8 protein-coding genes and 1 pseudogene are annotated in these 12,001 nt (G+C 62.4%); 5 read left to right on the top strand and 4 right to left on the bottom strand.

Features of this window, described 5'->3' with window-relative positions; all coding sequences use genetic code 11:
• Positions 1-15: 15 nt before the first annotated feature.
• Positions 16-1,461, bottom strand: coding sequence for a cytosine permease (locus tag AB3X86_RS11030; RefSeq protein WP_368595995.1), 1,446 nt, complete (start codon positions 1,459-1,461; stop codon positions 16-18).
• Between the two features lie 397 nt (positions 1,462-1,858).
• Between AB3X86_RS11030 and AB3X86_RS11025 the strand changes: the two genes are divergently transcribed.
• From AB3X86_RS11025 to AB3X86_RS11010, 4 genes are all read left to right on the top strand, one after another.
• On the top strand, positions 1,859-3,019 hold the full coding sequence (locus tag AB3X86_RS11025; RefSeq protein WP_368595994.1) for an aromatic ring-hydroxylating dioxygenase subunit alpha: 1,161 nt from the start codon (positions 1,859-1,861) through the stop codon (positions 3,017-3,019).
• On the top strand, positions 3,016-4,476 hold the full coding sequence (locus AB3X86_RS11020) for an NAD-dependent succinate-semialdehyde dehydrogenase (RefSeq protein ID WP_368595993.1): 1,461 nt from the start codon (positions 3,016-3,018) through the stop codon (positions 4,474-4,476). The genes AB3X86_RS11025 and AB3X86_RS11020 overlap by 4 nt, the downstream gene beginning before the upstream one ends.
• Before the next feature lie 80 nt (positions 4,477-4,556).
• A complete protein-coding gene (locus AB3X86_RS11015; RefSeq protein WP_368595992.1) occupies positions 4,557-5,519 on the top strand; it encodes a 2Fe-2S iron-sulfur cluster-binding protein in 963 nt (320 codons plus the stop codon).
• 241 nt (positions 5,520-5,760) lie between these two features.
• Positions 5,761-6,873: a PAS domain-containing protein gene (locus tag AB3X86_RS11010; protein WP_368595991.1), complete on the top strand. Its 1,113-nt coding sequence runs from the start codon at positions 5,761-5,763 to the stop codon at positions 6,871-6,873.
• A 116-nt stretch (positions 6,874-6,989) separates the two neighbouring features.
• On the opposite strand, the gene AB3X86_RS11005 is transcribed toward AB3X86_RS11010, so the two are convergent.
• Positions 6,990-8,069 carry a tartrate dehydrogenase gene (locus AB3X86_RS11005; protein ID WP_368595990.1) on the bottom strand — a complete coding sequence of 360 codons (1,080 nt, stop codon included), beginning with the start codon at positions 8,067-8,069 and terminating at the stop codon, positions 6,990-6,992.
• 612 nt (positions 8,070-8,681) lie between these two features.
• On the opposite strand from AB3X86_RS11005, the pseudogene AB3X86_RS11000 reads away from it, so the two are divergent.
• Positions 8,682-9,014: pseudogene (locus AB3X86_RS11000) on the top strand (IS110 family transposase); the annotation flags it as partial.
• Between the two features lie 496 nt (positions 9,015-9,510).
• On the opposite strand, the gene AB3X86_RS10995 reads toward AB3X86_RS11000, so the two are convergent.
• Together AB3X86_RS10995 and AB3X86_RS10990 are read right to left on the bottom strand one after the other, a co-directional pair.
• Positions 9,511-10,632 carry a hypothetical protein gene (locus AB3X86_RS10995; RefSeq protein WP_368595989.1) on the bottom strand — a complete coding sequence of 374 codons (1,122 nt, stop codon included), beginning with the start codon at positions 10,630-10,632 and terminating at the stop codon, positions 9,511-9,513.
• Between the two features lie 40 nt (positions 10,633-10,672).
• Complete coding sequence (locus tag AB3X86_RS10990; protein WP_368595988.1) at positions 10,673-11,992, bottom strand: hypothetical protein; 1,320 nt, start codon at positions 11,990-11,992, stop codon at positions 10,673-10,675.
• Positions 11,993-12,001 lie beyond the last annotated feature (9 nt).

The following is a 12,001-nucleotide window of genomic DNA, read 5'->3' as shown; positions in this document are numbered from 1 at the left end:
GTTGTAGAGGCAGGATCAGTTCAGGCCACGGTCGGCTTCGCGCACGAGCTGGCGTTCTTTTTCGATGTCGAGCGAGCGGCAGGCCCACAGATAGACCAGTGCCGCGACGGGCAGACCCACGAGCATCGCGATATCGATGCCGCCCAGCGCATTCGCAATCGGTCCGGAATAGAGTTCTGTCTTGAAGAACGGGATCATCGCGACAAAGCCGACACCGTACGCGGTCAGGCCGCACCAGTTCCAGCGACCGTAGATGCCGCGCGGGTTGAAGATCTCACGCACCGAGTAATGCGAGTGACGCACGATGAAGAAGTCGACGAGGTTGATCGCGGTCCACGGCGTGAACAGATAGCCGAGAATGCCGAGGAAGTCGCCGAACTTGCCCATGAAGTTGTCCGACGCCGAGAACGCCAGCGAGGTCGCAACGACTGCCACCACGACGAGGCTCACGATGCGCTTGGTCGCGTTCGACTTGAGCGGCTTGAACGAGTCCGTGATGCTCAGCAGCGTGAGCGACGCACCGTAGAAGTTCAGGCCCGTGATGGCGAGCAGTCCGAGCAGCGACAGCAGCAGCGTAACCGTACCGAATCCCGGGAAGATCATGTCGCCCGCACGCTGGACCGCATCGGAGATCTCGATCTGCGAGTTCAGCGCCGCTGCCGCTGTACCCACCAGCATCATCCAGACGCCGCCAATGAACGCGCCGAGGAAGGTCCACCAGAAGGTGGCGCGCACACCGGTATTGGGCGGCAGATATCGCGAGTAGTCGGAAACGTAGATCGACCACGAGAGCTGATACGCCGCTGCCGAGAAAAGCTGCACGAGGAACGGCGTGGTCTTGAAGCCCGCGAAGCTCAGTTGGCCTGCGGGGAACGGCACCTTCAGGCACATGCCGATGCTGAAGATCGTGAGCGCGGCGAGCAGCGCAAACGCGAGCCAGCGTTGTGCCTTGTGGATCAGGTCATAGCCGAACACCGCGAGCGCGACCGCGATCACCGTGAACACGATGTAGCTCAGATGCGGCTCGGTGCCGAGCAGATGATGCGCGGTCTGCCCCGCCATCAGCTGGTTGAACGAGTTGTAGCCGATATAGGTGACAAGCGCGACCACCCACACCAGCAGCGCGCCCATGTAGCCGAACTGCGGGCGCGACTGGATCATCTGCGGCAGCCCGAGCTGCGGTCCCTGGCTTGAATGGAACGCCATGAAGAAGGTGCCCAGCACATTGCCGAGCACGATCGCAATCGCACTCCACAACAGGTTGCCGCCCATGCTGATGCCAAGCGCACCGGCCGCGATGGTCGCGAGATTGGCGTCGCCCGTGAACCACACGGGCCATAGGTGCCAGGCCTTGCCTTTGCGTTCGGCGAGCGGCACGTAGTCGATAGAGCGTGATTCGATTCGCGATTTTGCGCGCGAAGGTTCGTTGGCCAGGGTTTCGGCGATTGCCTCGTGGGACATGTCTCCTCCAGTTGTGGGGTGGCGAAAGCGGCCGCGAACAGCACGGTCCCGCCTTGCGCGCCGGCCCCGATACCAAGAGTTCCAGTTTCGTGACACGGCGCGGTTATCTTCTGGTTAACGACAAACCATCAGTTAACGATGGTACGCACCCTGGAGTGTTTGGTCTCACTATCGCATCCTCCTATTGACGTCTTCGCAGAAATCGATTTGGTACGTCAAAGGTCCCGCCCTTTGATTCGTAACCGACAGAATAGGGGTTTCGCATCAAGCCCGCACGGATCCTCCCGATCAGTGAGGGATAACCCCAATCCTCCGTCGCGCGGTTTTCTCCTATATTTTCGTTAACTCATAGTTTTATCGTAACTGTCAGTTAATCCACTCCAGTACGGCGGACCCGATGACCTACCTCCCGATCGAATTCCACAAGAAACCCGAACTCCCGAAGCTGCCCGCAGACTTCTGCGCCAACCCCGAACTCGCCTGGACCATCCCGGCGAGCTACTACACCTCTGAATCGATATACAAAGCGGAAGAGAACAGGATCTTCGAGAACACCTGGATCTGCGTCGCGCACCGCAGCGAACTGGCCGAAGCGAACGCGTATGTGACACGCGAAGTGGTGGGCGAGAGCATCCTGCTCGTGCGCGGCAAGGACAAGGTGCTGCGCGCCTTCTATAACGTCTGCCCGCACCGCGGCCACCAGTTGCTCGAAGGCAGCGGCAAGGCGAAGAACGTGATCACCTGCCCGTATCACGCCTGGGCGTTCAAGCTCGACGGCGCGCTCGCGCACGCCAACAACTGCGATCACGTGGAGTCGTTCGACAAGGACAATTCGACGCTCGTGCCGGTGCGCGTGGAGGAATACGCGGGCTTCGTGTTCATCAACCTGAACCCGGACGCCGAAGGCGTTGAAGCGCAACTGCCCGGCCTCGAAGCCAGTCTGCGCAAAGCCTGTCCCGTGATCGACGACCTCAAGCTCGCCGCCCGCTTCGTGACCGAAACGCCGGCCAACTGGAAGTCGATCGTCGATAACTACCTCGAGTGCTACCACTGCGGCCCGGCGCACCCCGGCTTCTCGGATTCCGTGAAGATCGACCAGTACACGCACACGCTGCACGGTAACTGGACGGTGCAGTTCGGTCACGCGCAGTCGTCGGAGCGTTCGTTCAAGCTCGATCCGTCCGTCAAGGACCCTAGCTTCAGCGGCTACTGGGCATGGCCCTGCACGATGTTCAACGTGCCGCCGGGCGGCGACTTCATGACGGTCATCTACGAATTCCCGATGAGCGCCGAAGTCACGCTGCAGCACTACGACATCTACTTCCTGAACGACGAGCCGACCGAAGAGCAGCTCAAGCTGATCGAGTGGTATCGCACCGTGTTTCGCCCGGAAGACCTGCGCCTCGTGGAGAGCGTGCAGAAGGGTCTGAAGTCGCGTGGTTACCGCGGCCAGGGCCGCATCATGGTCGACAAGCAGCGCAGCGGCGTCAGCGAGCACGGCATCGCGCACTTCCACAACCTGCTTGCCCAGCAGTACCAGGACCAGGAGCCCGCATGAATTCGCTGCAACATCCCGGCCTTCTGCGTGAGCAGGCTTATATCGACGGGCAGTGGCGCAACGCCGACGACAACGCCACGCTCGAGGTCCTCAACCCTTCCACCGGCGAGTCGATCGCGAACGTGCCGAACATGGGCGCCGCCGAAACGCGCGCGGCCATCGCCGCCGCGCATCGCGCCCTCCCAGGCTGGCGCGCGACGACGGCGAAGGAGCGCGCACGCCTGCTGCGCAATTGGTTCGAGCTCATCATGGCGAACCAGGAAGCACTGGCCGAGATCATGACCCGTGAGCAAGGCAAGCCGCTCGCGGAAGCACGTGGCGAGATCGGCTACGCGGCCTCGTTCATCGAGTGGTTCGGCGAGCAGGCCAAGCGCATCGACGGCGATGTGATCCCGAGCCCGAACCCGGACCAGCGCCTCGTCGTGACGAAGGAGCCGGTGGGTGTGTGCGCCGCCATCACACCGTGGAATTTCCCCGCCGCGATGATTACGCGCAAGGCCGCGCCCGCGCTGGCCGCCGGTTGCACGATCGTGATCAAACCGGCCAATGAGACGCCGCTGTCCGCATTCGCGTTAGCGGCGCTGGCCGAAGAGGCCGGCATTCCCTCCGGCGTGATCAACATCGTCACCGGCAAGTCGCGCGAGATCGGCCTCGAAATGACCTCGAGCCCGCTCGTCAAGAAGCTCACGTTTACCGGTTCGACCGAAGTGGGCCGTCTGCTGATGCGTCAGTGCTCGGATACCGTCAAGAAAGTGTCGCTCGAACTCGGCGGCAACGCGCCGTTCATCGTGTTCGACGACGCGGACCTCGAGGCCGCCATCGAAGGCGCGCTGCTGTCGAAGTATCGCAACGCAGGGCAAACCTGTGTCTGCGCGAACCGCTTCTATGTGCACGACTCGGTGTACGACGAGTTCTGCCGGCGCTTTGCCGAGCGCGTGGCCGCCTTCAAGGTGGACGATGGTTTCGCCGACGGCGTGAACATCGGACCGCTGATCACAGAAGCGGCGCGCAACAAGGTCGACGGCCTCGTGCGCGACGCGGTCGCGCAAGGCGCACGTGTGGTCACGGGCGGCGCGCCGCACGAGCGCGGCGGCAACTTCTACGCGCCCACCGTGCTCGCCGACGCGAAGCCCGGCATGGCGGTGCTCTCCGAGGAAATTTTCGGACCGGTCGCGCCGATCGTGCGTTTTGCGAGCGACGCCGAAGTCGTGCAGCTCGCGAACGATTCGATCTACGGACTTGCCGCGTACTTCTATAGCCGCGACATCGGCCGCGTCTGGCGCGTGGCCGATCAGCTCGAATACGGCATCGTCGGCATCAACACGGGCCTGATCTCCAACGAAGTCGCACCGTTCGGCGGCGTCAAGCAGTCGGGCATCGGCCGCGAAGGCTCGAAGTACGGCATCGAGGACTATCTGTCGATCAAGTACCTCTGTATGGCGGGGGTTTCGCGTTAATCGACGCGCTCGCCTTCGAGCGGATGCGGGTCGCGCCGCATCCGCTCCTTTTTCCGGATTCCGAAGTCAAGGAAGTCAACATGAACGCCCGCGAATCGATCACGGTCGACGTCGTCGCCGTCGAGCAACTCACTCCACTCATCAAGCGCTTCACGCTCGCGCTGCCCGATGGCGCGCCGCTCCCAGCATTCAACGGCGGCGCCCATGTGCTCGTCTCCATGCAGGACGGCGAAGCGTGGCGCCACAACGCGTACTCGCTGCTGAGCTCGCCACGCGACACGCGTCAGTATCAGATCGCCGTGCGCCGCGAAGAGGCCTCGCGCGGCGGCTCCGCCTTCATGCACGATAAGGTCGAAGCGGGCACCCGTCTCGCCATCGGCTCGCCCGCCAACCTGTTCGAGCTGGCGAGCGGCGCGAAGCGGCATGTGTTCATCGCGGGCGGCATCGGCATCACGCCTTTTCTCGCGCAACTCGCCGAGCATCGGCCTGAGGATCTCGAGCTCGAACTGCACTATGCATTCCGCAGTCCGGAGCATGGCGCATTTGTCGACGAACTGATGGCCGGCCCGCATGCGGCCAACGTGCACTGCTATGTGGAAAGCGAGGGCCAGCGTCTGGACCTGCTCAAGCTCTTCAAGAGCCTGCCCGCCGACGCGCATGTTTATGTGTGCGGACCGCAGGGCTTGAACGACGCCGTCTATGCGAACGCCGCGCTGCTGGGCTGGCCGAAGCCGCAGCTGCACTCGGAGCAGTTCGCCGCCACCGACACCGGCGGCAGCGCGTTCACTGTGGTGCTCGCGAAGTCGGGCATCGAGCTCGAAGTGGGCGAGGACGAGACGATCCTGAAGGCCATCGAGCGCGCGGGGGTGACGGTGGAGTCGCTGTGCCGTGAAGGTGTGTGCGGCACTTGCGAAGTGGCGATCCTCGAAGGCGAGGCCGATCATCGCGACCAGTATCTCGACGACGACGAAAAAGCTGCGCAGAAGACCATTCTGCTATGCGTGTCGCGCTCGCGCACACGGCGCCTCGTGATCGATCTCTAGGCCTGTTTGCACTGCACGAACTCCAGGCAGAACACTCCAACGCCCGACGGAACGGCGCTGGCGCCGATCCGTTAAACTAGCGAAAGGTAGGCGCTCGCACGAACTCGCACGAATAGTCCCGGCCGTGCGCCCCGTTCATCATCGGCGGCATAGGCCCCGGACCCGAAAGAAGGGTCCGGGGCCTATGCCGCCCTTTTCGCCTGATCCGTTCGGCCGCGCGATTCGTCATAGAGGGAATTGGATGTCCGAGGATACGTTCGCGTTCCGTCTGAAAGTACTGCTCGAGCACAAGAAGCTGAGCTTGCAGCAAGTGGCCGACGCCGTCGGCATTTCACGGCCCGCCGTGCACAAGTGGACGCGCGGCGGCGAGATCGACTATTCGAACCTGCGCCGCCTCGCGGCGTTCCTCGACGTGAACTGGGTCTGGCTGCGCTACGGCGACGAAGCCGTGAAAGACCTCAGCATCGCAGGCAATACCGAGCTGCCGATGACCGACCTGCGTCGCCGCTACACCGCCGAGATCATGTCGAACGAAGCGCGCATGAAGCAGGCTCAGGAGTCGGCCGGCATCGTGACGTGGGAATGGAATCTGGTCACCGACGAACTTATCTATTCGAGCAATTGCGCGAAGCTTTATGGCCGCGAAATCCACAACAACGCCGAGTTCTGGGAGATACTGCACCCCGAGGACTCGATCTGGCTGAACGAAGGCAGCTTGAAGGAGCTCGTTGCGAGCACGGCACCGCGCGTGTGGGACTTCCGCATCATTCTTCCCGACGGGCAGATCCGCTGGATCGAATCACGCGTCGCCACGCTGCTGGACGATGCCGGTCGCCCGGTGCGGGTGGTGGGCACCACCATCGACATCAGCGCGCGCAAGCAGGCGGAGTGCGCGTTGGAAAGCCGCCTGCAATTGCTCAATGACGCTGCGCGCATCGCGGGTTTCGGTGCGTGGCGATGGCTGCGTGCATTGGACGAGCTGATCGTGTCGGACGAGTGGTGCCGACTGTTCGGCGTCGATCCCGCCAAGGCGCCGCGCCATTTCGTCGAGCTTTCGCAGCACATTCATGCCGACGACCGCGCGGCGCGCGAAGCGAGTGTGAATGACGCGCTCGCGCATCGTGGGGACTATCGCGTGCTGTATCGCGCGTTGTTGCCCGACGATACATGGCGGCTGGTGTTGGAGCAAGGCTACGCGCGGGTCGCGCCGCACGGCGAGGACGTGTGGCTCACCGCCCTGTGCCGGGCGGCACAGCCTGCCGACATGACGGCGGCCGCGACCGCAGGTGCGCAGCCGGCCGCCGAAGAAGCCGCGGCCGGGGGAAGCGCGCCGTTTTGCAACGGCGCGCGCTGAAGCCGGGTGATTAATGTTCGCTGAAGCCCGGGTGATGAACGTTCGCTGAATCCCGGTGAAAAGCCTGCGTCACAGATAACGGGGTGTCCCGCAGGAACACCCCACTCGCTTTCCGTTCAAAGTGCGGCAGCGACAGCCTTGCCGACATCCGTCGTATTCGCCGTGCCGCCCATGTCCGGCGTGCGCGGCCCTTCCACCAGCACATTCTCGATCGCCTGCATGATCGCGTCGTGCGCCGCCTTGTATTGCGCGTCGCCGTTGCCGAGGAAGTCGAGCATCATCGCACCCGACCAAATCATCGCGATCGGATTGGCAATCTTCTTGCCGAAGATGTCCGGAGCCGAACCGTGCACCGGCTCGAACAGCGACGGGAACTTGCGCTCGGGGTTCAGGTTGGCCGAAGCCGCGAGACCGATCGTGCCCGTGCACGCAGGGCCGAGATCCGAAAGAATATCGCCGAACAGGTTCGACGCCACCACCACGTCGAAGCGATCCGGCTGCAACACGAAGCGCGCACACAGGATGTCGATGTGCTGCTTGTCCCACTTCACGTCGGGATACGCGTCGGCCATCGCAGCCACGCGCTCATCCCAGTACGGCATGCTGATCGAGATGCCGTTGGACTTCGTCGCCGCCGTCAGTTTCTTGCGTTCGCGCGTGTTCGCGAGTTCGAACGCGTACTGAAGGATGCGGTCCACGCCCTGGCGCGTGAACACCGACTCCTGCAGCACGAACTCACGTTCCGTGCCTTCGAACATCTTGCCGCCCACGGCGCTGTACTCGCCTTCCGTGTTCTCGCGCACCACGAAAAAGTCGATATCGCCGGGCTTGCGATTCGCGAGCGGGCACGGCACGCCGGGCAACAGACGCACCGGACGCAGGTTCACGTACTGGTCGAACTCGCGACGGAACTTCAGCAGCGACCCCCACAGCGAAATGTGATCGGGCACCTTGTCGGGCCAGCCCACCGCGCCGAAATAGATCGCGTCGAACTCCTTGAGCTTGGCGAACCAGTCGTCCGGCATCATCTTGCCGTGCTCCAGGTAGTAGTCACAGCTCGCCCAGTCGAAATGCGTGAATTCCAGCTTCAGATCGAACTTCGCGGCTGCCGCCTCCACCACACGCACGCCCTCCGGCATCACTTCCTGGCCGATTCCGTCGCCGGGAATCGCGGCGATTCTGAATGTCTTGCTCATGTCTCGTTCTCCGTTGCACCGCGCGCCTGAATGAGTGCGCGCTCGATGAGTGCAAGGATGCCTGAAAGGGCGCCGGAAATTAGCCGCTGCAGCGTTGAAGCATTGAACACGATGCGTGAATAATGGTCCGCAAGGTATGCGGCTTCGTCATGCTCAAACTCGAGCCCCCTATGAAGCCTTTTTGAAACCGTTTCTTAGCCCGGATGCCCTGGCTCATTGAATGAAGGAATTTGTGTCCGTTCGGCCCTTCGCTGCCCAGAAATTGGGTGTGCCGTGGTGGGCGCCGGGCCAACGGCGACCGCATCAAATCGACCCTGTATAGATAGTCCGTTCCGCTTCCGTTGATACTGGTTGCACTGGCAGCTTGCTGCCAGTGCAGGCGGAACATGCACCCGCGGGCTACGAATAAGTCGACCCAAACGCCGGGACGTTTGCCGCTTTAGCTTCGAGTCCGCGGGTGCGCTCGCGCTCGTCAACGAATACTCAGGGTTCGCCGTCGCACCGGCTCACTATATTGCCTTCGCAGAGCACAAGCATGCATGTCCCTGGATAATCTATCACCCTCAGAGGTTCACATGTCACCTCTATCGGATCAGCACTTCGCTGCGTTACTCCGGCATCGCGCCGGTCACGCAGCGCAGCGGGAAGAAATGCTGGGTACATTGGCGCTGGCAATGCCCAAAATTCCTGTGTCAGACATTCGTCGAATGGGCCGGTCAGACTATCAACAAATCGTTCTGGGCCGGCGCCTTCTACCGCCAGCAGCGTGCGAAAGGCAGTTCATATCAGGCCGCCGTGCGCGCGCTGGCGTTCAAATGGATACGCATCCTCTACCGTTGCTGGCAAACCGGGACACGATACGACGAAAGCGTCTATCTGAACGCACTGAGGAAGCGAGGCTCGCCCCTTCTTGCAAACCTCACGGTTCCCCCTCCAAAAGCTTGACTGAGTGACTCAGGGCGTGAAGCGGCCGATCGATTTTCGCTACGGCGTTGCGTTTCGGTCACGGCCTGCGTGCGATAACCCCACGTCAACGGACCGCCCGACGGCCCGGTGGCGGCCAAGCGCCAGCGGCCGCCGTCAGGCAGAACCCGGCCAAGACGAGTCATTCGTTGTTGTCGTCGACGTGACGCTCAGGTGTCGGATTCGGTCAGCTTCCGGTCGTTCGCTCGACTGCGGAAGACGCTTGGACGCATCCTCGTCCTTGACTTCACACGACACAATGCACCGGTTTGCGCTTTCCGCCTGGACCCTTCGTTGAGCGATGACCACGCAACGCTGTTTTCCGCATCGTGCAGGAGGCGCTCATCAACATCAGCGACATGCTTATGCAACGACCGAGGGGGATCGTCCTGCGTTGCGTACACAGCCATGTCGAACTCGAGGTCCACGACGTGCTGAACGACTAGCCGCCGAAGGCCAAGGGTTGCCGCCACGCTCGTTACGCTGAGTTCGCTGCTCGTGTGAGTTCAAAGCGAATCCTGTGGTTGGTGCGTTCCACGGTCAATTCGCGGTGCGCTTCCAGCGGCCCGTCAAAAGCCTCGAACAGGTTGTTGCCGCAGACGTCTTCAAGGTCCGGCGCAACGCGAATGACGGGCCGCGTCGCCGTCCAAGGCGAATGCGGCGTAAAGGTCCAGCGTTTTTCGCCCTTTTCGATCGCGACGCGCCCTGCTACCGGAAGTTCGTCGTCGCCCACGACCATAATCGCGCGCCGCAGCAACGCCCAATCCAGCGGCCTGGGAAACACCATCTCCAGAGGTTGATAACTCTGCGCCGCAGGAGGCAGAACCGTCCAATTCGCGAGCGCAACGGGCTCCCGAACCGCCTGCGCGACAACGAAAGGCTTGTAGAAATTCTGCCGTAGCGGACGACCGGACGAGTCGACCATTGCCGAGCTGATGGCCAACGCGTAGCGTTGTCCCATCACCAGCGGCGGACCCAGTTCCCGATTGGGGCCTACCCAGCGTTTCAGCCTGCCGGGATCCAGCAGAACCGTCAGGCAACGCATGCTTCTGTCCCAAAGCTCCACCGCAGGCCGATAGAGCACGTCGCGCGCAGGCCGTCCATCGGGGCCGATGAGACTGATCTGCGCCTCAGCACCGCCACGCCGCATCGGGCTGGAAAAGCAAACATAGAAGCGAAGCAGGTTTTCCGGCAGCACATCGGCGGATGGAAAGACACCCGTCACAGACGCCGGGTCGACCCCGACCGGGTTCGGTAGCGAGAATTCGAGCGTCAGTACCTCCGAATCCCCGACCCGGCCGAGCGGCCGCGGATCGAAGCTTGCCCGATAGCGAACGCCCGGTTCGAACGGAAAACGCGGAACGAATCGCACCCCGGCCGCCAGAAGCTGATAGCGGCCGGCCACATCGGGAAGTTCGTCGCCGCCGAGCATGGCCGCATCGATGACGTTCACACGCAGCACGGATTGCAGCTGGCGGGCCGTTCCCTGGCGTTCGACGAGAAACTCAACAAGATCCGCATCGAGGTTGTACACGCCGACGCAAGCCGCCCCGCTCCGCTGTGTCTCGTGCTCGACCCGCAGTGTTGGCTGAAGTGTCATCGGCATCCTTACCTAGTCTCGTTGCGTGATCTGCCCACCGCTACGCGTGGTCGATCTCGTTGCGATGTTCGCGGTAGTGGAACGGATCGGGACCATCCGGCCAGTTCATTTCCGCCATTCCCAATCTGCGGTCGAAGAAGTACGGAACCATTAGCGTGCCGATGTCCAGCCGCCAGGACGTCTTCGGATGCCGCCAGATGACGACTGCCCATCGTGGATCGAGAATCGCAATATGTTCCGCCCGGATCGGCAGATCGCGCTGCTTACGCCCGAGGCCACCCGGCCCGAAATCGATGGGGCCACCGGTCGGCCCGGGTTTCGCGGTCGTCAACTCCGCAGCCTCGATACGCGACGCGCTGCGTACATCGATGGTGACCAGCAAGTAATCCTTATGGTCTGTCGGATCCGTATAAGTCAGCATATCCAGCGGATTCGACCCATAGCCCAGCTCGCCGATCGTGTCCCCACGCACATGCGCGCCATCCTTCAACTCTTCCAGTTGGAAGCGAACGAGCGGCGTGCAACCGTAGACGGCAAACAGGTATGGTTTTCCATCCATCTCCCGGATCAGTTGCCGCACGATCAGGGCGCGCGTTTCGAACTCCCCGTGCGTCGGGTGCCAGATTTCTACGGTGCTCGTCGACAGGCGGGAACTGAACGGGTACGGGATGCGATACAGCGTCGATGCAAAGCGCTGATTCGAGATTCCTGTGACGAAAACCTCGCCGTTGTAGTACTTGACATCCGTAATCGCATAGACCTGCTGGGGCTCGAACTCCAGCATCGCCTTCTGGTCCGGCTCGTTTGGAATTGTCATTTTCGAATGCGCAATACCGTCGAGTTCGAGCAACTCGAGCTTGCCGTGATTGACCTTCACAATCGCAGCCATGGCGCCTGGTCCGCTGCCGCGCTCGACCGAAATGAAGATCTGTCGCGACGGCTGATGGATCGCCATATCGTTGATGACAATATTTCCGACCGTCGTGCCGAAGAGCGCAGCGAGCTTCTGATCCACGCCCAAAACCAGATCGCGGCCTTCGAAGTTGTGAAAATTTCCCATCTCCACGTCGAGCTGTGAGGTTACGTCCGAATCCTTCAGTGCGAACGCATGCACGGCCGCACCCGTGATATCGCCGACGAAGAGGACATTGTCGGGCCCGAACTCGAGGGCTCCCGCAGACCGAAGCGGTCCGCCCGGCCGCGGCAAGCCGCCCCTCTCCACGCCGGCCCTGACCTTTTCGCCCCCGGCCAGCGCCGGGCGGGACAAAGCAAGCATGAGTGCCGAGGCCGAGCCCGCACGCAGAAACTCGCGCCGCGCACGGGCCTCGTCCGCCATACCGGATTTTGTCGTGTGGTCCATTGCGTTCCC

The organism is Paraburkholderia sp. BR14374, assembly GCF_040948685.1.
Taxonomy (GTDB): Bacteria; Pseudomonadota; Gammaproteobacteria; order Burkholderiales; family Burkholderiaceae; genus Paraburkholderia; species Paraburkholderia youngii.
The sequence above is the reverse complement of the archived record's forward strand: the minus strand, read 5'-3'. Positions and strand labels throughout refer to the sequence as shown.